A 23185-nucleotide genomic window follows, 5' to 3' on the forward strand; every position below is an offset into this window, starting at 1 on the left:
TCCCCATGAGAGGGCGCTGCGGCGGTGGCTGCGGCCTGTGTCTCTGCAGCCTGTGTCGCCACCGGGATCAGGCGTCGGGATCAGGTGGTGCGATCAGGCGCCAGCCTCTTCTTCCAACAGTTCCCGGGGGACGACAAAATCAATAACCCGGCCGGAACTCCAGCTGAGATCGGCCCAGCTGTCGATATCAAAGCGCGCCACCAGTGTGGCCCCGGTGTGGGGTAGTCATCAAAGCGAATGTGATCCGGCGGGTCTTTGACAATGGCATGGGCAAAGGCGGCAATGCCGGGGTTATGACTGACCACCAGAATCCGGTTCATTTCGGCTTCGCTGACGGCCTGAAAAATGACGTCGGAACTGGCGTGATACAGCCGCTCAATAAGGCCGTGGGCACGTCAAACTGCATCAGGGACTGGGTCGCCCGCGTGCGCTGTGCCGAGGAGCAGAGGATCTGGTCGGGTTGGTGACCATTCTCGCGCAGCCAGTTCCCAAGGGCGATTGCGGATCTGCGACCGCGTTTGTTCAGGGGACGGGCATGATCGCTGGGTGAGTTGGAATCCCAGGCGGATTTGGCATGGCGGGTCAGAATAAGGGTGCGGGTCCTGATCGGTGAAAATACCTCATATGATGGGCGTTTTGTTCAAAACATCGACCAGCCCCCTGGCTGAGGGGGCAGGCGCGCCGAGCGAGGCATCCCTGTGTCATGCAGGGCTCTCCGGCTGTGGTATCAAGATGATGGTGACAGGCTGCCAAATCATAGGGGCCTCCGTCAACCAAGGCGTGCGCCGGGCATGTGTTCAGGCACGGCCTGGCTGCACAGGTCGTGCAGGGGGAGTGTGCCAAAGGTAAGGGGGGTATGTCAAAGCATTGATCGAAGTGCAGCGCCCCCCGGTAGGAAATCAACATGCCCAGGCTATCATGCACCATCATCTGTGACGGCGATGTGAAGGCGCGCTGCGAGGCCAGGGCCCAATTGACAAAGGGCCTATAGGGCGGCCCGCCAAAGGGAAAATAGGCCGTGGCATCCAGTGACACTGCAAGCGCGCCAATGACGCGGGCTGACCAGCGGGCAATCGGGTCTGGCTGGCTGTCGTGATATTCGGGCGCCTGGGTGAACTGGGGCCAAAAATCCGCACCGGTGCCCAACAGGATCAAAGTGCCATGGGAAAGCGCCTGTACAGGCTGGCGGTCTGGCTGCAGCGCGCCGTGGATTTGCAATCCCAGCGCCTGCACAGCTCCTTCGAGCTGCGCATAGCCCAGAGGGCGCATGCGCGTGGTTTTGCGGGAGGGAGTGACCTCAAACATAGTTGATCCCTGCAATTTTTTTTACAGAGACCCTATCAGGAGCGGGGCCCGTCAGGTCGAGAAAAATGGCACGGGTGTTCTATCACGCAGCTCAATTTAGCGCAGTCTTCCCCAGTCAATATGTCCCCCGCCAGCCGAAGAGCCAGGGTGCAGGCAGGGATAGCTCGATTGGTGAAGCTTGGGGCCTTAGGCGCGGATCATTGAGCCTGCACCGTGATCGGTAAACAGTTCCAGCAAGACGGCATTCTGTACCCGGCCATCGACGATGGTACAGGCACGCACGCCTGACCGGACGGCTGCCAGGGCGGTCTCGGTTTTGGGAATCATGCCACCGGCAATCACGCCCTCTTCGGTCAGCCGCTCGACATCGGCGGCCTTCAGCTCGGTGACCACCTCACCGGTCGCGTCCTTGACGCCAGAGACATCGGTCAGCAGCAGCAAGCGGTCGGCGTTGAGCGCGGTGGCGATGGCGCCTGCGGCCGTGTCGCCATTGATATTGAAGGTCTCGCCCGCGCGCCCGGCGCCAATCGGGGCAATCACCGGGATGATGTGTTTTTCAAACAGATCATGCAGCACCTGCGGATTCATCTCGGCAGGGGCGCCGACAAAGCCAAGAGCCGGGTTGGCCTGATCACAGATGATCAGATTGGCATCTTTACCCGAAAGCCCCACGGCACGACCGCCCTGGCCGTTGATAGCCTGCACGATACGTTTGTTGACCACGCCCGAGAGCACCATCTCCACAACTTCCATGGTGGCCTGATCGGTGACCCGTTTGCCATCAACAAATTCCGATTTGATCTGCAGCTTGTCCAGCATGGCATTGATCATCGGGCCACCGCCATGCACGATCACCGGGTTGACCCCGACCTGGCGCATCAGAACGATGTCGCGGGCAAAGGTTTCCATCGCCTCATCGCTGCCCATGGCATTGCCACCCAGCTTGATGACAACAATGGCCCCGTCATAGCGCTGCAGGTAGGGCAGAGCGCTTGAGAGGGTTTCGGCTGTGGCAATCCAATCGCGGTTCATATCTTGCTTCTTCATGGCTCTGGGTCCCTTTGGCACTTGGTGTTACGCGTTTGCGGCAGTGCTGCCAAGGGGCACATACTGATTGCAGCCCCGGTTGGCGCTGTTAGTGTCGCCACAGACCTCATAAATGATGGATAGCCTCGCCATGCGCCAAAAGACCTTGCTTCTGACTGGGGCCAGCCGAGGCATCGGCCATGCCACCGTGCGTCGCTTTAACGCCGAAGGCTGGCGGGTGGTCACCTGCTCCCGGCAACCCTTCCCCGAGGAATGCCCCTGGGCGGCGGTCGCGAGGATCATGTCCAGCTGGATCTCTCAGACCCCAGCGACACCATCAATGCGGTTGGCGTCATTCAGGAACGGCTGGGGGGCAGGCTGGATGCGCTGGTCAACAATGCCGGGATTTCACCAAAGGGCCCTGAGGGCGAGCGGTTGAGCACGCTGGATACTGATCTGATGACCTGGGGCAAGGTGTTTCACGTCAATTTTTTTTCCACCGTCGTGCTGGCGCGAGGCCTAAAAGAAGAGCTGGCCGCCGCCAGGGGCTCGGTGGTCAATGTGACCTCGATTGCAGGCAGCCGGGTGCATCCCTTTGCCGGGGCGGCCTATGCCACCTCAAAGGCCGCACTGGCGGCGCTGACCCGCGAGATGGCGCATGACTTTGGCCCGCTGGGCGTGCGGGTCAATGCTATCGCCCCCGGAGAGGTGGAAACCGCAATCCTGTCGCCGGGCACCGATAAGATCGTTGAAAAACTGCCGATGCAGCGTCTGGGCCAGCCCGACGAAGTGGCGGCGGCAATCTTCTTTTTATGCTCGCAGGAAAGCTCTTATATCTCGGGGACCGAGATCGAAGAGCATGGCGCCCAGCACGTCTGAGGCTTTCCCCCTCGGGACATAGTCAGGCCCCGCAGAGTTCGCGCTCTGCGGGGCCTTTTGGTTGGCGGCACCTTTGGGGCGCAAAAAGGCGTCGCCAGCCTGAGGCTCCTCTCCCCAGACGCGCCAGGGGGTGAGTAAGGAGCCTTTCTTGTTAGGCTATCTGGCTAGCTATGGGCTTAGCTAAAGGCGCGCTTCATCGCGGGCAGATTGCTGAGAACCAAGAGATCAAAGGCCAGTACCGCCAGCAGGGTGAGCCCCACCAGAGGAAAGGCCATCGAGGTGAAAAGCCCGATCAGAACGGCGCCTTTCCAGAACGGCAGCTCCGCTGGCATTGGCGGCGCGGCCAGACGACCTGCGCCGACAGGACGGCGTTTGACCCACATGACAACACCCGAGAGTGAGACAAAGATCACCGACAGGCAAAACACGACATTGAGAATGAAATTCCATGTGCTCATCAGGCCCATGTGAAAGGGGATGCCCACGGCCATGGCCTTACCGGCCCATGAGTAGTCTTCATATTTCACATCCGCGAGGATCTTGCCGCTGTATTGGTCGACATGGATGGTGCGATCCACAAAGGGGTCGTCCGAATCACTGCTCATGCTGTCGCGATTGATGGTCCAGACACCGGCTTTGCCGCCCGGATAGGCGATGCGGAAACGGCCCTCCATGCCCAGCATACGGCCCAGGATCACCAGGCTGTCGATGGTGATGGCGGTCCCCTCGGGAATGCCCGTTATGCCAGCGTCAGACCCTGAGGCGGGCATGGGGGTTTGCTCCAGCGCCCAGGGCACATCATTGGTGGCGCCGTGGTTCATGTCGGCATGGATGGAATCGGACAGGGGCACATTGTCCCATTTTTCTGCCGGAAACGTGCTCCAGGCCTGCATCATCTTGCCGCCCCAGATCCCTGTCCAGGACAGGCCAGAGACGAGAAAGATGACCAGCAGCGCCGAGATCCAAAAGCCGGTGACAGCATGCAGGCTTTTCCACAGGGCGCGGCCACGGGCGCGCAGGTTGGGCACAAAGGCTGCGAGCGCGTTGCCGCGCGGCCACCAGATATAAAGGCCGGTCAGCACCAGAACCAGACCAAGGCCTGCTGCGATCTCGATCATCCGGTCGCCGGTTGGTGCCAATCAGCAGATCCGAATGGATATTGTCGGCAAAGTCATACCAGCCTGCGCGGCGATCCCAGATCTCGATCACCTCACCGCTGTACTGGTTCAGGGCGACCAAGCGCTGGCCTGCGTCAGTCTTTACGCGGTACACGGCGGCGAGATCAGGCGCCTTGGGGCCGATCCATTCGGCGATTGTGCCGGGTTGGGCCGCAAGCACCAGATTGGCTTGCTCGGTGAGGCTCAGCGCGGCTTCGCCCTGCGTGACGGGAATTTTCTCGCCGTCCCGGCCATCGAATTGGGTGAGGAACATCATCATCAGGCCGGTGACGGCAAGCATCAAAAAGAAGGGGATGACGTAGAGCGCGGCATAAAAGTGCCAGCGCCAGGCGGCAAAGTAGAATTTTTCAGTGCGCGACCGTGACTGATCCGCGGCGTGCGAATGGCTTGTGGCCATGGGGATTTCTCCATATCAGAACAGCGCCTGCGCCCGTGGTTTCAGGGCAGGCTGGTATCAAAACGTCTAGGTTTGAGTGTTCAGGAGAGGGCAGGCGGCCCGCGTGCATCATAGCGCCAGTGAAAGCCGGCCGTATGATGGGTAAAGCCTTCATGCGCCCAGCGGGCACGCAGAGGTAGGGTGAGCCCCAGATCAGTCGCAGGGGTCTGGAGCAGATCCGCATGGATCGAGTGACCCGAGAAGGGACAGCTGCGATCATTTATCTGATCCGTCGGCGCAGGCAGGGGAGACCCGTCGCCGAGGTCGACCCAACGTTCCTCAGCCCCGTCGGTGGTACAAGATCACCAGCAGCACCTTGCCGTCGCTGTCATGCGCAGGCATCCACCCCGCCGGGATCAACCCGGCGCAGGCGATGGCCAGCAGCATGACATATGACAGCAGGCGGCAGATCACCTATTCCAGACCGGTGATGATAGAGCGCAGCGTGGCGATGCCATCGCCTTTTTCCGAGGAGGTCAGCACGATCTCGGGATAGGCTGCGGGGTGACGGGCGAGGGCAGTGCGCACCTGCTCGATCACCTTTTCGCGGTCTTTGGCCTTGACCTTATCGGCCTTGGTCATGACGCATTGGAAGGTCACAGCCGAGCTGTCCAGCAGGCTCATGATCTCTTCATCGACCTCTTTGACGCCGTGGCGGCTGTCGATCAGCACAAAAGCCCGGCGCAGGGTCTGGCGGCCGCTCAGGTAGCGCTTGAGCAGCTTTTGCCATTTCTCGACCACCGCCAGCGGAGCATTGGCATAGCCATAGCCGGGAAGGTCGACGAGATAAAGATCGGGGCCCTGGGTGAAAAAGTTGATCTCTTGCGTACGGCCCGGCGTGTTGGAGGCCCGCGCCAGACCCTTGGTGCCGGTAAGGGCGTTGATCAGGCTGGATTTGCCAACGTTGGAACGGCCGGCAAAACAGACCTCCATGCGGTCCGCATCGGGCAGGCCGGACATGGCGACAACGCCTTTGACGAACAGGGAGTCGCCGGCAAACAGCTTGCGGCCCTTTTCGGCGGTGATTTGGTCCGGCTCTTCGGCCAGGGAGAATGAGATCTGCATCACAGTACCTTTACGCTATCGCCAAGCTGAATGTCACCACCGGTCAGAACCTCAGCATAGACCGAAAAGTTCTGGTGGCCCCAGTTTTCCTTCAGGGTCTTCAGGGTGTCGGCATCCCGCTCGCCGGTCTTTGGGTTTGCAGTGGTTGCGAGGCAGCGCACCACGGGCTCGCGAATCACAAAGACCGCACCGCCAATTTGTATCGTTTGACCCATGAGGTCGTTTTCGACCCAGGGCTGGCCCAGATCGAACCAGATATTGCCGCGCCAGCGCAGCGGTGACAGATCATACCCGATGGCCTCCTCAACCGCGCGGTGGGAGGACCAGTTGCACAGGGAAACCGAAGGGAAATCAGTATCGGTCATTCCGCGACCGGGAACGCGAATGATCCGGGCCGAGGCGGCGCGGTTTGCCGGCACCAGCGGCTTTTCCCAGTCGAGAAACCGCGAAAGGTCCCCGGCTACGTCAGGATCAAAGCTAAGATCAGGTCGGTCGGGGTGGCTCAGCGTCAGCTGACCGCTTGCGTCGTCAAGCCGGGCATCAATCGCCATCAGCTGCGGCGCTTTGGAGCCACGGGTGAAATTATTGCAGGGGGCCCATTCGGAGGCGTCGGCCTCTGAGGCCTCATGGGCAACGGCCCAGACACGATCGCCGGGCATTGTCTGCCCGGCGATCATTGTTACCTTGTCCAGTGCCTCACGCCCATGAGATTTGAGCGGGTGGCGCCAGATATTTGTAACTGTTTCGGTCATTTCTCATCTGCTTTTGGCTTGCGCTTGACGCTGGCCTTGATGTTGCCAAACACGTCCGGCTTATAGCCGTGGCTGCGCATGATGAGATATTGCTGACTAAAGGTGATGGTGTTGTTGGCGATCCAGTACACCACCAGCCCCGAGGCAAACCCACCCAGCATGAACATGAAGACCCAGGGCATCCAGGCAAAGATCATCTGCTGTGTCGGATCTGTTGGGGCCGGGTTCAGCTTTTGCTGCAGCCACATCGAGATCCCCAAGAGCAGCGGCAGGATGCCGATGAAGACCAGCGCCATGATGCTTTCCGGGGCCGGGCCGTCAAAGGGCAGCAGCCCAAAGAGGTTCATGATCGAGGTTGGGTCGGGCGCGCTGAGATCCTGGAAGGGACCAAAGAAGGGCGCATGCCGCAGCTCGAGCGTGACAAAGATCACCTTGTAGAGCGAAAAGAAGATCGGGATCTGGATCAGGATCGGCAGACACCCGGCAGCGGGGTTCACTTTTTCCCGCTTATAAAGCTCCATGATCTCTTTTTGCTGCTTCTGGCGATCATCACCAGCGCGCTCTTTCAGCTTCTCCATCTCCGGCTGCAGCTCTTTCATCTTAGCCATCGAGGCATAGGATTTATAAGCCAGCGGGAAGACGATGATCTTGATCAGGACGGTCAGGGCGATAATGGCCCAGCCCATGTTGCCGATCAGAGCATTGAGCCAGTGCAGCACGGCGAACATCGGTTTGGTCAGGAAAAAGAACCAGCCCCAGTCGATGCTGTCGAGGAAGCCGGCAATGCCGCCCTGCTTTTCGTAGGTGCGGATGGTTGCCCATTCCTTGGCACCGGAAAACAGCTGGGTGGTGACCTCAGAGGTCTCGCCAGCGGCCAGGGTCATTGTCGGCAGCACAACATCCGTTTGATAGATATCGCGGCGCTCGTCATATTTGGCGATCGAGCGGAAGGCCTGGCCGGGGGCCGGAACCAGAGTCGACATCCAGTAGTGATCGGTGAAACCGATCCAGCCATCGCCTGCAACCTGTTTGACCTGCGCGCGCGACCCGTCCCGTGGATCGACGTCAAAATCGGCAACGTCGGAATAGTCCAGCTCGGCCAGCTCTCCGTCGGCCATGCCAACAACGCCTTCGTGCAGAATGAAGAAGTTCTTCAGATCCGCAGGCTCGCCATGGCGGGCCAGGGTGCCATAGGGCGCCAGGGCGACGGTCTCACCGGTGGCATTGCTGACCGACTGGGTGATGGAGAACATGTAGTTCTCATCCACCGAAACGGTGCGGCGGAAGGTCAGCCCCTTGCCGTTGTCCCAGGTGAGCGTCACCGGGGTCTCGTGCGTCAGTGTAGCGCCCGCAGGAGCGCTCCAGAGGGTATTGGCACTGGGCACGTCGTCAAAGCCAAGTCCGGCACCCGGAGCCCAGCCATAGAGCGCGTAGTAGGCGCCTGGCTGTCCCACCGGTTTCAGGAACTGGACGATTTCCGGATCATCAATGGTGACGCGATAGTCTTTCAGCGCCAGATCATCGATGCGACCGCCCTGCAGCGAGATGCTGCCGGACAGGCGGTTGGTCTCGATGTTGAGCCGTGGTGCATCAGATGCACTGGTTTCTTCGGTCGACTGGCTGGCAATAGCTTCAGTCGTTCCGACATTCGGGCTGCTGGCGGCATCGCCGACAGGCGCCGTTTCAGCCACCGAAGCATCCGGCGCGGGCGCGGGCTCTGGCGGAGGGAAAAAGCTATACCACCCGAGAATCACCAAGAAACTGAGTGCGGTTGCGAGAATGAGATTCTTGTTCTGGTCGTCCATGTGGGACTGCCACCTCGTGTAGGGAATGACAGGGTGTGGTTCAACAGAGATGGACCCCAAAGGTCAAGCGGAATCGCCGAAAACCGGGGCGGCAATGCGCCCCGGTGGCAGAAAACCCTGGATCAGCAGGGGATCAGCGGCGGATTAGCGGGTGTGTCGACCGATTTCGGGAGCTTCCTGCAGCTTGGCTTCATGGGCCGTGATCCAGTCCAGTGTCTGGTCAAAGGGCATGGGACGACCAATGCCAAAGCCCTGTACGTGGCCGCAGCCAAGCTGCGACAGCAAAGCGTGTTCGCCGACGGTTTCCACCCCTTCGGCCAGGGTCTCAAGGTCGAGGCGTTCCGCCATGGTCAGGATCGCGGCAATCAGTTTTTGCTGATCGGGATCGCGGTCCGCCCGCAGCACAAAGGAACGGTCGATCTTGATCCGGGAGATATTAAAGCGGCGCACCGCAGAGATCGAGGCATGGCCGGTGCCAAAGTCATCCAGCTCGATGTGGCAGCCCAGCTCGCTGAGGGCGGCAATATTGCGGGTGACCACGTCATCGGGTTGATCCGTCATCACGGTTTCCAGAATCTCGACCGAAAGACGCGCCGGGGGCAGACTAAAGCGTTCCAGCTCCCACTTGATGTTCTCGGCCAGATTGGGATTGCGCAGCTCCTGGGTGGCAAAGTTCACCCCAACGGCGGGGACCTTGACGCCAGCGGCATCCCAGGCGTTCAGCGCGGTCAGAGAGTGGTACAGCATCACCTGGCTGAGACGTTCCATCAGGCCGCATTCCTCAAGAACGGGGAGGAATTTTCCAGGTGGGATCAAACCACGGACCGGGTGCATCCAGCGCGCCAGGGCTTCAAAGCCCGAAACGCGGCCAGTGTCGGTACAGATTTGGGGCTGGAACCAGGGCAGGATGTGACCTGCCTCAAGGGCTTCTGCAGCCTCTTCACGCAGGCTGCCACGGGCTTTGCTGCGTTGGTGCATATCGGCCGAGAACACCCGAATGCCGGAGGGGCCGTTCTGTTGTGCCTCGTTCAGGGCAGCACTGGCGGCTGAAGACCAGTCGCTGGACAGTTTGCCGGGCGCACGGGTGTTGAGGCAAAACCCAATGGAGCAGGAGGTGTAGATGGTGGTGCCATCCAGCGAAATCGGCTCTTCCACCGCGGCCTGAATACGGCCTGCCATCTGAACACAGGCTTCGAGATCCAGTTGCAGCACAGGGGTGAGGCAGAGGGCAAATTTGCTGTCGCCAATGCGGGCAACGGTGTCGCCATTGCGCAGGGTACTGGCAATGCGTTCGCCACAGCTTTGAATAATTCTGTCGCCGGCATCCTGCCCTTCACGGGTGACGAGCTCTTTGAACTCATCAACCTCGATATAGTAGAGAGCCGAGCGCAGTTCGGTCTTGTTGCAGTCTTCGACGATGCGGCTCATTTCCAGCTCAAAGCCTTCGCGCAGCATCAGCCCGGTGACGCTGTCACGGGGGGTGAAATTGCGGGCATTGGCAGAGAAGCCGCCAAAGGCTGCAAAGATCAGAGGGATACCCAAAGCAACCCACAAGAGTGCCGCCTCACCACCGACCCAGAAGGTCGCGAGGGTGAGCGCAGGTAGGAACGCAAGAATGGGTGGCGCAAAGAGTGCCGGTGCCAATCTTGTCCGAATTCGGTAAAGGAGACCGGAATTCGTGTGTGTCATGTTCAGACCTTTCGCCTCAAGCAGGTATGCTTCAGCAGAATAGAGGCCTGTTCCTGACTCCGGAGTTAACGCAGGTGGGGAATTTCGTCCAAATCGGTGGATTCCTCGGCGGTTTTGAGCGCAAGGCCCATAAAATCAAACAGTTTTGGGTCCAGCAGGTGCGAGGGTCGAGCATTTGTGAGGGCACGGACATCACCTGACGGCGTCCGGGGCTGTTTGATTCCCACTGATCAAGGATTTGCTTCACCTGTTGGCGTTGCAGGCCATCCTGGCTGCCGCAAAGGTCACAGGGAATGATCGGGTAGTCCATTGCCTGCGCGAATTTTTCACAGTCTGTTTCGGCCACATGAGCCAGAGGCCGATAGAGAAAGAGATCGCCTTCTTCATTGACCAGCTTTGGCGGCATGGTGGCAAGGCGCCCCCCGTGAAAGAGATTCATGAAGAAGGTTTCGAGGATGTCATCCCGGTGATGTCCCAGCACCACGGCCGAGCAGCCTTCTTCGCGGGCAATCCGGTAGAGATTGCCACGGCGCAGGCGGGAACACAGGGCGCAAAAGGGCCGCCCCTGTGGCACCTTGTCCATGACAATGCTGTAGGTGTCCTGATATTCAATGCGATGGGGCACACCCATCTTTTCCAGAACCTCAGGCAGCACCGTGGCGGGAAAACCGGGTTGTCCCTGATCAAGATTGCAGGCCAGAAGACCACGGGAAGCAAGCCACGCCACTTCAGCTCGTGCAGGACCGCAAGCAGAGTGTAGCTGTCCTTGCCACCAGACAGGCAGACCAGCCAGCGTGGTGTGCTGCCATCGGAACGGCGATCGACCATACCATATTGCTCGATCGCTTCGCGCGTCTGCCGCACGATTCGTTTGCGCAGCTTTTTGAACTCGGTGGTCGAGGGAGCGCCGTTGAACAGCGGGTGGATTTCTTTTTGTTCATCATCAAGCATGGCGGCCCCTAGCCTTTGACGCGGCATTTGCCAAGAAGAAAAGTCGCTATCCCAACTCTGGCCCAACTCTGGCTTAACCCTGGCCCAAACCCTTGCCGCACGTCTTTGCGGCCATGCCAGAGGCGCCTCTCAGGGGTTTAGGACGCCTATTGGCTGTCCTTGGGGGATTGTTTTGCTGCCCGTTTTGCGGCCCGTCTTGAGACCTGTTTTGATGGCTGTTTTGCGGACCGTCAGGAACCGGATCATAGCCATCGCCACCCCAGTGGGGACAGCGCCCGATGCGTCGAGCCGTCAGCCAGGCACCTTTGACAGCCCCATGTTTTTCAAAGGCTTCCAGAGAATAGGCGGAACAGGTCGGCTGGTAACGGCAATTGAAGCCCACCCAGGGGGAGAGCAATAGCCGATAGGCGCGCACGGGGAGCGCCAGAAGATGTGCGAGCGGTGTCATGCCCCAAAGATAGGGAGAGATGGCCGGGTTAAACAGATCATCCGTGGATCTTTTTGACCGCATAGGCCAGGTCGCGCTTCAGATCTTCAAAATCGCGCTGGTCGGTTTCTTTGGCACGGCCAATCAAAACATAGTCCCAGCCGCTGCGGCCGAGCTTTGGGCAAAACCAGCCGGGCGGCTTCGCGCAGGCGGCGTTTGGCGCGGTTGCGGGCGACAGCATTGCCGACCTTCTTGGAGCAGGTAAAGCCGACGCGAAAGCCCCCGGGTTCAGTCTCGGTGCGTTTGCGGCCCTGAACCATCATGCTTTTGGTGCCCTGACGGCGGGCGCGGGCCGCGGCCCAGAAATTCGCTGCGCTTAGACAGCACCACCAGGGGTGCTGATTTGCCCCCGGTCTGCGCAGGCTCTGGACAAACAGGCTCTGGACAAACAGAAACCGCCGAAGGCGTGTTCCCGTGGTCAGCAGCGCTGTCCTGAGGGGCCTTCGGCGGTGTCATATCTGTCAATCCTTGAAGCTGTGCGCTTATGCGCTCAGCTCCTTGCGACCGCGTGCGCGGCGTGCGTTGAGGATCTTGCGGCCTGCCTTGGTGGCCATGCGCGCACGGAAGCCGTGGCGACGTTTACGAACCAGGTTCGAAGGCTGAAAGGTGCGTTTCATCGCTCCGGTCTCCAAATACTATCTGCGGGAAAAAGCGGAATCGCTCCCCTCGGGTCTATCTCGAAGCCCGGTCTTTAGAAGGGATTCTCTGCCAAGTCAAACCATGAGACCGGACTTTTGCCGGCAGCGTGCAACATTTCTGCCAAAAGCGGCGCTATTAGGCCAGTATATAGCTTGGAATGTTGCAAAGCCGCGCGCAATGCGCCGAATCCTCACAAAATAGCACTTATCAGATCAAGGCGGCGTGATAAGCCCCCTCAACGCCTCGCGGTTGGAGATTTTTCGGCGTAGCAAGCCAAAGCGCGCAGAGCGCCCAGAGCACAGACCAGAGCAAAGACCAGATGAAGGCGCAGTTTCGGCGGCCCAAGATGGACTGCGCAAAGCTGGGTGACTAAAGAACTGGGCCACAAGCGAGGCCGGAGAATCGAGGTCAGAGAGATGAGTGATATGACAAAGACGCCAAAAGGCGGCATTGCCCGCCACCTGCCCTTGATTGCCGCGGTTGCGGTTGCCGTGATCGGGGCTGCGACCCTCAAGGATTACCTCAGCTTTGACACTCTGCGGGACAATCGTGAGGCGCTTTTGGCGTTTCGGGATCAAAACTATCTTGGCCTCGCAGCAATTTTTGCCTGCATTTACATCCTGATCGTGGTGTTTTCGCTGCCGGGGGCTGCGATGGCCTCGGTCACGGGTGGATTTCTCTTTGGTCTTGCCATGGGCACCGGGCTGAATGTGGTCTCTGCCACCATCGGGGCCACGGGTATCTTTCTGGCGGCGCGCTGGGGGCTGGGAGAGATGCTGACGGCCAGGCTCGAATCGGCTGAGGGGCGCATTCAGATGCTCAAGAACGCGCTGCGCCAGAACGAGGTCGAGGTCCTGTTGCTGCTGCGCCTGGTGCCTGCAGTGCCGTTTTTTGTCGCCAATCTGCTGCCGGCCCTGGTCGGGGTGCGGTTTGGCAATTTCCTGTGGACGACGGCTGTGGGGATCATTCCCGGCGCGATTGTCTTTACCTGGATCGGCGTCGGCGTGGGCGAAGTGTTTGATCGCGGAGAAGATCCGGACCTGTCGCTGCTGTGGGAACCACATGTGATCGGGCCGATTCTTGGACTTTGTGTGCTGGCTGTGATGCCAATCATCGTCAAAACCCTGCGCCCAAAGGCCACTGGACCAAAGACCTCTGCACCACAAGAACCTTCCCCAACGAGTCCTGACCCAAAGAAAGAGAGCTGAGCCATGACCCCTGTTAAATGTGATCTGCTGGTGATCGGGGCTGGTTCTGGTGGTCTGTCTGTTGCGGCAGGCGCCAGCCAGATGGGCGCCTCTGTGGTGCTGCTTGAGGGCCATAAGATGGGCGGCGATTGTCTGAATTACGGCTGCGTGCCCTCCAAGGCGCTGCTCGCCAGTGCCAAAGTGGCCTATGGTCAAGCCCATAGCGCCGCCTTTGGCGTTGCGGATCAGCAGCCGCAGGTGGACTACGCTGCCGCCCAAACCCATGTGCAAAACACCATCGACACCATCACCCCGATGGATAGCCAGGAGCGGTTCGAGGGCTTTGGCGTGCGGGTCATCCGCGAATTCGGCAGCTTTATCTCACCTACCGAGGTGCAGGCGGGGGATCACTTCATCACTGCGCGCCGGGTGGTGATTGCGACGGGCTCTGCGCCGCTGGTGCCGCCGGTGCCGGGCCTGGGCTCTGTGCCCTACGAGACCAATGAGACGCTTTTCGCGCAGCGCGAGCGCCCGGAGCATCTTTTGATCATTGGCGGCGGCCCTATCGGTATGGAAATGGCGCAGGCGCATATCCGTCTTGGCTGTAAGGTCACGGTCATTGAAGGCGCCAAGGCACTGGGGCGGGACGACCCGGAGGCCGCTGCTGTGGTGCTTGCGGCGCTGCGGCGCGAGGGTGTCGAGATCGCCGAGGATGCGCTGGCGGCTGAGATCAGCGGCAAAGCCGGATCTATTACGGTGAAAACCAAGGATGGCCGCAGCTTTACCGGTTCACACCTGTTGATGGCGGTGGGGCGCAAAAGCAACGTGGAGCGGCTGAACCTCGCCGCTGGCGGTATCAAACCCAGCCGTACCGGCATCAAGGTTGACGCCTCATTGCGCACCAGCAATCGCCGCGTCTATGCCATTGGTGATGTTGCCGGTGGGCTGCAGTTTACCCATGTGGCCGGCTATCATGCCGGGGTGATCATCCGGTCAACACTGTTTGGTCTGCCGTCCAGGGCGCAGGAGCTGCATATTCCGCGTGCCACCTATACCGACCCGGAACTGGCACAGGTTGGCCTCACCGAGGCTGAGGCGCGCAGCCAGTATGGCACAGCGCTAGAGCTGGCGCGGTTTGATTTTCACCACAATGACCGGGCGCTGGCTGAGTTGAAAACCGGTGGTTTTATCACGGTGATGGTGGTCAAGGGCCGCCCGGTGGGCGCGACAATTGTCGGGTATCAGGCCGGTGAATTGATCTCATTGTGGTCTCTGGCTCTGGTGAATAGACTAAAAATGAGTCAGGTTGCTGCGATGGTGGCACCATATCCTTCGATTGGGGAGATCAACAAACGTGTTGCGGGAGCCTATTTTTCGCCACGGCTATTTGATAGCCCCGCCGTTAAGCGCGCAGTACGGTTTGTGCAGCGCTGGATCCCCTAGGCGGGACGGGGCCGCATGCTGAATTCGCTTTCAGGCAGGTTCCTGGTTCTGACAATTGTTTTTGTCATGCTGGCCGAAGTGCTGATCTTTGTGCCCTCAATCTCCCGCTTCCGTCTCGACTATCTTTCTGACAGGTTGGAGCGGGCGCAGATTGCGTCATTGGTTCTGCTGGCAGATGATATGCTGGAAACCGAGCTTGAGGCCGAGCTGCTGGAGAATGCCGGCGTGTTCAACGTGGTGCTGCGCCGCGACGAAATTCGCCAGCTGATGCTGTCGTCACCGATTCCCCAGGCAATTGTCGCGACCTATGATCTGCGTATGGCCAATGGCTTTACCCTGATTGGCGATGCTTTTCAGCAGCTGGTCAGCCCTGAGAACAAGATCATCCGGGTCATTGGCGCGCCGGTGCGCGATGCCGGGCTGCTGATTGAAATCACCATGGAAAGGGCGCCGCTCAGGATGGCGATGATCGACTATGGGGTGCGGGTTTTGCTGCTGTCCGCTGTGATCTCGGTCTTTACCGCCCTTCTGCTGTTTGCAGCAGTGCGGATTTTCCTGGTGCGCCCGATCAAAGGTGTTGTGGGCTATATGCAGCGCTATGCGGCCGCGCCCGAGGACGCCCGCGGTATTATCCAGCCCAATGCCGGCGTCATAGAGCTGCGCGAGGCGGAAGAGGCGCTGTTGCAGCTGCAGACCGAGCTGAACCAGGCGTTGCGGCAGCGCGAGCGGCTGGCGCAGCTTGGCGGGGCAGTTGCCAAGATCAGCCATGATCTGCGCAATATCCTGACCTCGGCGCAGCTGTTCACCGACCGGATCGAGATGAGCGAAGACCCTCTGGTGCGGCGCCTGGCTCCCAAGCTGGTGAACTCAATCACCCGTGCTGTTTCGCTGTGCGAAGGCACGCTGGCCTTTGGGCGCGCCGAAGAGCCTGCGCCGACCTTCTCGCATGTGCGGCTTTGCGAGCTGGTCGAAGACATTGCTGAAAGCGAATTGCTGGCCGAAACAGCGGTTGAGGTTAAGATCACCAATGCGGTGCCAAAAGGCATGCAGCTGCGCGGCGATGCTGAGCAGCTGTTCCGGGTGGTGATGAACCTGGTGCGCAATGCCCGCCAGGCTATCATCGCCACCGGTAAGCCCGGTGAAGTGACCGTTTCGGCCCGAGATGAGGAGGACGCCTGGTGGATTGTCGTTGCGGACACTGGCCCCGGCCTGCCAAAGCGGGCACAGGATAACCTGTTCACGCCGTTTCAGGGCAGCGCCCGCAAAGGCGGCAGCGGTCTGGGGCTGGCAATCGCCGCAGAGCTGGTCCGGGGCCATGGCGGCATGGTGACGCTCAGCAAAACCGGCCCCGAAGGCAGTGTCTTTGAAATTCGTCTCCCAAAGGGCGACGGCACTTTGTGAGGGTCAAGGCGCGCGGATAGTGCGCATGCGCCGAGAATACCGCCTTGCATGGACCCCGTCCCCTCCCGAGGCTTCCGGTCCTTACCGGTCCCTTTTGGGGCTGGGTTTTATCTGTGTTTGCGGCTGGCTCGCGTCCGCTATCTCTCTGCGCGTAGCGCTTGGGAAAACGGCCGAACTTGAAAAAGGCTGGTGCTTATTTGTTTTTGGGGTTGCGCGCCTCAGTCCCTAAGACTAAACCCCGCCGCAGTGGACCGATAGCTCAGCTGGATAGAGTACCTGACTACGAATCAGGGGGTCGGGGGTTCGAATCCTCCTCGGTCCGCCACTGCCTCTCATAATTGTTTCCTGGCCCTTTTGAAGCTTGGCTTTCTTTTGGGGGCTGGACGCCATGAATATGTCCATCGGAACTTCATTCGGGCGGTATCGTGCGCGCGCCTGGATGGCGGGCTGCCAACTGTCAGGATGAAAGAGGAAAAGGCCGGGGGTACGGTTGCGTGCTTCTCGGGGTCTGCCGCGACTCTAGCCAATCAGCGCGAGGTGAGGTTGGACGGCGCAGCTGGCAGCCAATAGCTGCGATGGCCAAGCCCCAGCTCCGTGGAAAAGGGCAGCAGGGAGGCGGAAACGCGTTGTCTTTCAACTGTTGGAGTTAAGAAAAAAATAGACTTTTAGCCCTATGAGTTTTGCCAAGAACTAGCAGGTAAATTCGGAGTATGGCATTGTTTTTTAGAAGAAAGTCTCAAAATGACACTTCAAGGGGTGGGATGGACAAGGTCATTGCGGACCTTGTTGACCGGACGCAGGCGACAATTCAATTCGACCCCAAAGGCAATATCATAGATGCAAATAAAAACTTCCTCGCGGCTGTTGGATACACGCTGGAGGAGGTCGTCGGGCAGCATCATTCCATGTTTGTTGATCAAAACTATGCGCAAAGCGAGGAATACGCTGAATTCTGGAAAACCCTCGCCAGCGGGCAGGATATTACCAATCAATTCTCCCGCGTGACCAAAAACGGCACGACAATCTGGATACAGGCCACCTATGGCGCCTCCTTTGATGCAGAGGGCAATGTGGTCGGCGTTGTAAAGGTGGCCTCTGATGTGACCGCGCGCCGTCGCGGGCTGGGTGAGATCGCCGCAGGTCTGGATGCCCTGCGCGAGGGGGATCTGACCTGTCGCGTGACCGTCTCGGATATCCCCGACATCGGCAATCTCGGCAAGACCTTCAATCAATCGCTTGAGCAGCTGGAAAACACTGTCACCTCAGCAAAACAGGTCTCTGTTGGCGTGGGGCAGACGGCTAAGGACATCAACCAGTCCTCCAGCGATCTGTCTCATCGCACCGAAAGCCAGGCCGCCACGCTGGAAGAAACCGCCGCTGCCCTGGAGGAGTTGACTGCAACCGTGCAGGCCGCCGCCAGTGGGGCGCAAAAAGTCGAAGAAATCGTGGGCGAGGCGCGCACAGTTGCCACCCAGAGCGGGGTTGTGGTTGGAGAGGCGATTAGTGCCATGTCCAAAATCGAAGGCTCATCGGAAGAAATTGCCAAGATCATCACGGTGATTGACGACATCGCCTTTCAGACCAACCTGCTGGCGCTGAACGCCGGGGTCGAAGCCGCCCGCGCCGGTGAGGCCGGACGCGGTTTTGCTGTGGTTGCCTCCGAAGTCCGGGGCCTGGCGCAGCGCTCGGCCCATGCCGCAGGCGAGATCAAAGCGTTGATTGATCAGAGTAAACACCACGTGGGCAGTGGCGTTGATCTGGTGGGTAAGACAGGGGAAGAGCTTCAGCATATTATCGAAAGTGTTGGCACAATCTCGAATCACATCGTCGAGATCGCGCGCGGCGCGACGGAACAGTCGACTACGCTGGTTGAAATCAACACAGGCGTCGGACAGCTGGATCAGGTGACCCAGCAGAATGTCGCGATGGTTGAACAGACCACAGCCGCCAGCGAGACCCTGTCAAATGATGCGGGCCAGCTGGCCCGGCAATTGGGTGTGTTCAAAACCAAACCAGGGGCTGCCGCGCCGAGCACCGCCCGGGCCGGCAATGTGGTCACGATGCCCGCAGCATCGCCCAGACAACAAGAGCGGCAACAGCGGCAAGAGCCTGCTGCGGTCGCCATGACCGGCACCGACCCTGGTGTTGCCCGTGGTTGGGATGACTTCTAGCATCAGGCGTTTGGGGTCAGTCTTCGGTCCCAGGCCCACCCGGTGATAAAGCCGGCAGTAAACCTGACAGATACGGCTCAGCGGTCCCCTTGGGGGCCGTTTTGCGTAGCAGTCCGCGGCCTCTTGTGGTGCAGGGGTTTGATGCGGCTTGGGTGCGTCTGTTTATGGTCTGATGCGCGCCTCACAGCACGGGCTTGTGAGGGGGCAAGGCAAACCCAATATTGACACTGGGATATTGACACTGGCTTGGCGCGTCGCGACGGTGGCGCAAAATGGTTTGGAGGCAACGGGGTGGGGCAAGGCGCAATGGATTTTCCGGTCATACGCTCGGCTGGGCTGGATGGCATGCTGGTGACCTTTTCCGAAGCGCTGACCGAGCCTTCCAATCGCGGCGCGCTGGCGTTTTGCGACGCGGTAAAGGCCAGCGGCTGGCCTGGGGTGCAGGAGACCTCCACCTCGCTGGCCTCCGTCTACATTCGGTTTGATGCCGAAACCCTGTGCCATGGGGCGCTCAAAGACAGGCTTTGGACCCTTTTGGACCAGCGAGACTGGACGCAGGCGGTTTTGCCGCCGGGGCGCCGTTTCTGGCAGGTGCCAACCGTCTACGGCACCGATCTGGCGCCGCAGTTGGGCGAGGCGGCCGCCGCTGCAGGCCTGAGCGAGGCCGAGGCGATCGAGAGCTTAGGCTCGGCGCGGGTCCGCGTTTTGACCATCGGGTTTGCCCCGGGCCAGCCCTATCTGGGGCCGCTGGGGGCTGAGTGGAACCTGCCGCGCCAAACCGAGCTCACCCCAAGGGTGCCGACCGGCGCTCTGGTTCTGGCGATCAGCCAGTTTGTGCTGTTTGCAACATCTGCGCCCACGGGCTGGCGGCATGTGGGGCAAACCGGTTTTCAGGGCTTTCAGCTGGGATCGCAGGATCCCATTGCTTTGCGGGTGGGGGACGAGATGGTTTTCACCCCGGTTTCCAAATCTGAATACCAACGCGCCTGTGCGAAGGATCCGCACTTTGGCGGTGCCAGCCGCGCGGAGATCCCGGCATGAGCGGGCTCAGGGTTCGGCGCATTGGCCCACTTGCCTCAATCCAGGATCAGGGGCGCGCCGGGCAGTTGCAGCAGGGGGTCTCACGCGGCGGTGCCGCTGATTTTCTGGCGCTGGCCGAAGGTGCTGCCTTGCTGCGTCAGGATGCCAGTCTGGCCGCTTTGGAGCTGGCAGGGATTGGTGGGCTGTTCGAGGCCACGGGACCTGTGCGCATTGCTCTTACCGGAGCCCCCATGCAGACCAGTCTGGACGGCGCGGCGCTGGCCTGGAATGCCTCGCATCAACTGCAGGCGGGGCAAAGGCTGGAGATCGGCGCGCCCAAGAAAGGCCTGTATGGTTATCTGCATCTGGGCGGTGGCATCGCCAGCGAGATGCTGCTTGGCGCCCGGGCGATTCACCTGATGTCTGGCCTCGGCAAGGCCGTAGCGGTTGGCGATCTGTTGCCCTGTGGTGTGGACCGGGGGCGCGAGGTCGGGCTTGGACTGCAGGCCGAGGATCGCTTTCAGGGCGGTGTGTTGCGCATCGTTGCGAGTTTTCAGTCTGAACTGTTTGCCAATGATGTGCGGGCGCGGTTTGGCGCCACCGCTTTTAAGCGCGGCAGCCGTGCCAACCGCAGGGGGGTCGAGATGGTCTCTGACGGGGCGGGGTTCACCGCCGCAGGGCAGCTGAAATTCCTGTCGGAAATCATCGTGCCGGGCGATGTGCAGATGACGGGCGATGGCAAGCCCTTTGTGCTGCTGCGCGAGGCGCAAACCACCGGGGGCTACCCCCGCATTGGCACGGTGCTGCCCTGTGATCTTGCCAAGGTGGCGCAGGCCCAGTCCGGCACCGATCTGCGCTTTTGCTGGGTCTCTCTAGAGGAGGGGCTTGCAGCGCAGGCCAAACATGACAAGCAGGTAAAGGCGCTGCCCGCCAGCTGCCGACCCTTGTTGCGTGACCCTGCCATGATGCAGGATCTGCTCTCGCATCAACTCATCAGTGGGGCGGTGTCGGCAGATGCGAACCCTTTTGACAGCACCGACAACCACAGCACAGACACTAACAGTGGAGACATCACATGAACCAGTCAGACGGGCGTCAGCCAGATACGGGTAAAACTGTCGATCTTAACGCTGATATGGGGGAAAGTTTTGGCCCCTGGAACATGGGCGATGACAGCGCGCTTCTGGATGTTGTGGTCTCTGCCAATATCGCCTGTGGCTTTCATGCCGGCGAGCCGGATGTGATGGCGCAGACCATGGCGCTGGCGCGGGACAATGGCGTCGGGATTGGCGCGCATCCCGGCTTTCCGGATCTGCAGGGGTTTGGTCGCCGCAAAATGCAGATGTCGCCCGCCAGCCTTGGCAATATGGTGCGCTATCAGCTGGGAGCGGCGCGCGGCATGGCCACAGCGCTGGGCACAGAGGTGCGGCATCTGAAGCTGCACGGCGCGCTGTCCAACATGGCCTGCGTTGATCACGCCATGGCGCGGGCCTGCTATGAGGCGGCGCTTGAGGTCGACCCCGCCATTATCATCATGGTGCTTGCGGCCACGGCGATGGAAGAGGTGGTGCGCGATCTGGGCTGCAACTGGTGCGGCGAGATCTTTGCCGACCGCGCCTATAATGATGACGCCACCCTGGTGGACCGCAGCCTGCCGGGCGCGGTGATCCATGACCCTGCCGTGGCGGGGCCCCGTATCCTCAAGATGGTTGAAGAGGGCGCCATTATCACCGAAAGCGGCAAGCGGATCCCCACAGCCATCGACACCATCTGCCTGCACGGAGACACCCCATCTGCGGTCGCCCTTGCCCGCGCTGTGCGTCAAAGCCTGACAGCAGGCGGCGTAGAGGTGCGCCAATTTGCCGGGCGTCGCGGCTGAGGCGGCGGCATCTGGCTGTGTTGCGGCCCTGTTTGGCGATTTAGGCCCCATGAAGGCGCAGTTTTTGGGTGAATTGCCATATTGTTTTTATATTTTTCAAGTGGTTAAGGGTGATATCGTAAAAATTGGATGTTGGCTCCTATCGTAGGGCTTGCCCGGTGTTGTAGACCTAGGGGAGCTATGACAGGCAGGGCAGGACCAGACTGATGACTATCCGCTTTTTTTCGACCCGCAACCGGGCGCTGCATCTCGGCCCCTTTCCGATGGAGCGGCTGGTGCGGGGCCCTATGCCCGATCCTGGCGCGGTGCCTGCATCACAGCCGCTGGAGTTCCGCCGCCCCAATGCGCCGGCCTCGATTGTCAATGCCATGGGGGAATACCAGGCGATGATGGATGCGGTGCGCGACGGGCTGGTCAATAAGGCGCAGGCCGCTTTTCCCAATGATCCACAGGAGCGGGCCGACCACATCAAGGCCTTTGGCTATTTCGCGGATGCGGCCATGGTGGGCATTGGCCCGGTGCCGGCCTCGGCGCGGCTGGCGCAGCCCTTTCGCAACCCGGATATTGATCGGCTGGCGCAAGATCTGAAGACCCGCCAGACCAAGACACTGGCGGCGGGCATTGATCACATTATGGCGGACCTGAAAGAGGCGATGCAGGCGCCGCCCAGTACCATTGGCGATCACGCCCGCGCCATTGTCTTTCTCTATGATATGCCGCGGGACCCAAAGCCGCATGAGGAAGGCTGTGACTGGATTGAAGGAGCCGCCCAGCATCGCGCCTGCCTGCGCGCCAGTGAAACCGCTGTGGTTCTGGCCAACTATATCCGGCTGCTGGGCTGGGACGCCAAGGCGCATACCGGCACCTCGTCTGATGTGGATCTCAACCAGTTGGCGGTGGCGGCGGGGTTGGCTTCGGTTGAGGGCGGGCATCTGGTCAACCCCTATCTGGGCACGCGGTTTGGCATTGCGGTGGTGACCACCGATTTTGAACTGAGACTGGATCAGCCGCTGCTGCCGCTGGATCAGCAACCGATGCTGCAGGTGAAGGGGCCAAAATGGTGGCTGGGCCTGGGATCGGAACGTTCAGCGCTCAACGATGATCCGTTCAAGGCACGCGCCTTCAAGGATGGACCGCACCCCTTTGAGACATTGAACCGGGTGGATGACCCTACCACCTATATCGACGAGGCCCGCGTGGCGCGGGTGCCTAAGCGGGCCGATATGTTTGCCCGCAGCCAGTTTGGCGACATGGGAAAAACCAATCAGGCGGCCGCCACCGGTGGGTTTTATGTGCGCAAAGCCGCGCCCTCGATGGCGCAACGCCGGATGCTGGGGGCCTTTGTGCTGCTGCAGGACGGCGCGTCCGCCCAGGGGCCGCGCCCCAGTGATGCAGCGCGCAATGCCGCCAATATCAAGGCCGCCAGCTATTGGCTGGGGATTGATGCGGTTGGCATCAGTCGCTGCCCGGACTGGACCTGGTACAGCCATGATGCCACCGGCGCCGAAATTCACCCCGAGCATGATCAGGCAATCAGCATGATTGTCGATCAGGGCTTTGACACCACCGAGGGCACCTCGGGCGATGACTGGATCGCGGTGGCGCAGTCGATGCGCGCCTACCTGCGCTTTTCGCTGCTGGGGGGCGTCATTGCCCGCCAGATCCGCAACCTGGGCTACAAGGCCAAGGCGCATACGGTGATGGATGGCGAGGTGCTGCAGCCGCCGCTGCTATTGCTGGCGGGGCTGGGTGAGGTCAGCCGGATTGGCGAGGTGATCCTCAACCCGTTTTTGGGGCCACGGCTGAAATCTGGCGTGGTGACCACCGGATATGCCGATGCAGCACGACAAGCCGATTGATTTTGGTCTGCAG

Annotated in this window: 15 protein-coding genes, 1 tRNA gene and 7 pseudogenes; 10 read left to right on the forward strand and 13 right to left on the reverse strand. The window is 60.4% G+C overall.

The features are described from left to right. Nucleotides 1–93 precede the first annotated feature (93 nt). From B4968_RS21845 to argB, 3 genes and pseudogenes are all read right to left on the reverse strand, one after another. Nucleotides 94–607 (reverse strand): annotated as a pseudogene (locus tag B4968_RS21845) (SixA phosphatase family protein). Beyond that, complete coding sequence (locus B4968_RS21850; protein WP_241525923.1) at nt 583–1305, reverse strand: ferredoxin; 723 nt, start codon at nt 1303–1305, stop codon at nt 583–585. The pseudogene B4968_RS21845 and the gene B4968_RS21850 overlap by 25 nt, the downstream one beginning before the upstream one ends. Nucleotides 1306–1491: 186 nt before the next feature. Further along, on the reverse strand, nt 1492–2352 hold the full coding sequence (argB, locus tag B4968_RS21855) for an acetylglutamate kinase (protein WP_083101307.1): 861 nt from the start codon (nt 2350–2352) through the stop codon (nt 1492–1494). Nucleotides 2353–2482: 130 nt separating this feature from the next. Between argB and B4968_RS21860 the strand changes: the two are divergent. After that, nucleotides 2483–3210: pseudogene (locus tag B4968_RS21860) on the forward strand (SDR family NAD(P)-dependent oxidoreductase). A 176-nt stretch (nt 3211–3386) separates the two neighbouring features. Here B4968_RS21860 and B4968_RS21865 read toward each other — a convergent pair. The 10 genes and pseudogenes from B4968_RS21865 to rpmH form a co-directional block, all read right to left on the reverse strand. Continuing rightward, nucleotides 3387–4785 (reverse strand): annotated as a pseudogene (locus tag B4968_RS21865) (PepSY-associated TM helix domain-containing protein). A gap of 318 nt (nt 4786–5103) precedes the next feature. Further along, nucleotides 5104–5238, reverse strand: a complete 135-nt coding sequence (locus B4968_RS25465; RefSeq protein ID WP_277620981.1) for a hypothetical protein — start codon at nt 5236–5238, stop codon at nt 5104–5106. Further along, on the reverse strand, nt 5239–5889 hold the full coding sequence (gene yihA, locus B4968_RS21875) for a ribosome biogenesis GTP-binding protein YihA/YsxC (RefSeq protein WP_083101308.1): 651 nt from the start codon (nt 5887–5889) through the stop codon (nt 5239–5241). It lies immediately after the preceding gene. Next, the gene (locus tag B4968_RS21880; protein ID WP_083101309.1) at nt 5889–6641 is read right to left on the reverse strand and encodes an MOSC domain-containing protein; all 753 of its coding nucleotides are present in this window, start codon (nt 6639–6641) and stop codon (nt 5889–5891) included. The genes yihA and B4968_RS21880 overlap by 1 nt, the downstream gene beginning before the upstream one ends. Next, nucleotides 6638–8446 (reverse strand): membrane protein insertase YidC, encoded by a 1809-nt coding sequence (gene yidC / locus B4968_RS21885; RefSeq protein WP_083101310.1) that lies wholly within the window; start codon nt 8444–8446, stop codon nt 6638–6640. The genes B4968_RS21880 and yidC overlap by 4 nt, the downstream gene beginning before the upstream one ends. 144 nt (nt 8447–8590) lie before the next feature. Further along, nucleotides 8591–10135 carry a putative bifunctional diguanylate cyclase/phosphodiesterase gene (locus B4968_RS21890; RefSeq protein ID WP_083101311.1) on the reverse strand — a complete coding sequence of 515 codons (1545 nt, stop codon included), beginning with the start codon at nt 10133–10135 and terminating at the stop codon, nt 8591–8593. A gap of 65 nt (nt 10136–10200) precedes the next feature. Next, nucleotides 10201–11086: pseudogene (gene ttcA / locus B4968_RS21895) on the reverse strand (tRNA 2-thiocytidine(32) synthetase TtcA). Nucleotides 11087–11315: 229 nt separating this feature from the next. Beyond that, a pseudogene (gene yidD, locus B4968_RS25000) lies at nt 11316–11534 on the reverse strand (membrane protein insertion efficiency factor YidD); the annotation flags it as partial. Nucleotides 11535–11571: 37 nt separating this feature from the next. Next, nucleotides 11572–12029, reverse strand: a pseudogene (gene rnpA, locus B4968_RS21905) (ribonuclease P protein component). 26 nt (nt 12030–12055) lie between these two features. Further along, nucleotides 12056–12190: a 50S ribosomal protein L34 gene (gene rpmH, locus B4968_RS21910; RefSeq protein ID WP_027241708.1), complete on the reverse strand. Its 135-nt coding sequence runs from the start codon at nt 12188–12190 to the stop codon at nt 12056–12058. Between the two features lie 438 nt (nt 12191–12628). Here rpmH and B4968_RS21915 point away from each other — a divergent pair, with 438 nt between their 5' ends. The 9 genes and pseudogenes from B4968_RS21915 to B4968_RS21955 all read left to right on the forward strand — a co-directional run. Beyond that, nucleotides 12629–13420, forward strand: coding sequence for a TVP38/TMEM64 family protein (locus B4968_RS21915; protein WP_083101312.1), 792 nt, complete (start codon nt 12629–12631; stop codon nt 13418–13420). A 3-nt stretch (nt 13421–13423) separates the two neighbouring features. Continuing rightward, nucleotides 13424–14842 (forward strand): dihydrolipoyl dehydrogenase family protein, encoded by a 1419-nt coding sequence (locus tag B4968_RS21920; protein WP_083101313.1) that lies wholly within the window; start codon nt 13424–13426, stop codon nt 14840–14842. A gap of 15 nt (nt 14843–14857) precedes the next feature. Next, on the forward strand, nt 14858–16243 hold the full coding sequence (locus tag B4968_RS21925) for a sensor histidine kinase (RefSeq protein ID WP_083101314.1): 1386 nt from the start codon (nt 14858–14860) through the stop codon (nt 16241–16243). Between the two features lie 248 nt (nt 16244–16491). Beyond that, nucleotides 16492–16568, forward strand: a tRNA-Arg gene (locus tag B4968_RS21930). Nucleotides 16569–17004: 436 nt separating this feature from the next. Beyond that, nucleotides 17005–18414, forward strand: a complete 1410-nt coding sequence (locus B4968_RS21935) for a methyl-accepting chemotaxis protein (protein WP_139792973.1) — start codon at nt 17005–17007, stop codon at nt 18412–18414. A gap of 306 nt (nt 18415–18720) precedes the next feature. Beyond that, nucleotides 18721–19455, forward strand: coding sequence for a 5-oxoprolinase subunit B family protein (locus tag B4968_RS21940; protein WP_083101321.1), 735 nt, complete (start codon nt 18721–18723; stop codon nt 19453–19455). Then, nucleotides 19452–20513 (forward strand): 5-oxoprolinase subunit C family protein, encoded by a 1062-nt coding sequence (locus tag B4968_RS21945; RefSeq protein ID WP_083101315.1) that lies wholly within the window; start codon nt 19452–19454, stop codon nt 20511–20513. Before B4968_RS21940 ends, B4968_RS21945 begins: the two co-directional genes overlap by 4 nt. After that, nucleotides 20510–21313 (forward strand): LamB/YcsF family protein, encoded by an 804-nt coding sequence (locus tag B4968_RS21950; protein ID WP_083101316.1) that lies wholly within the window; start codon nt 20510–20512, stop codon nt 21311–21313. Before B4968_RS21945 ends, B4968_RS21950 begins: the two co-directional genes overlap by 4 nt. Before the next feature lie 206 nt (nt 21314–21519). Further along, nucleotides 21520–23185: pseudogene (locus B4968_RS21955) on the forward strand (NAD-binding oxidoreductase); the annotation flags it as partial.

The organism is Pseudophaeobacter leonis (assembly GCF_002087335.1).
GTDB lineage: Bacteria > Pseudomonadota > Alphaproteobacteria > Rhodobacterales > Rhodobacteraceae > Pseudophaeobacter > Pseudophaeobacter leonis.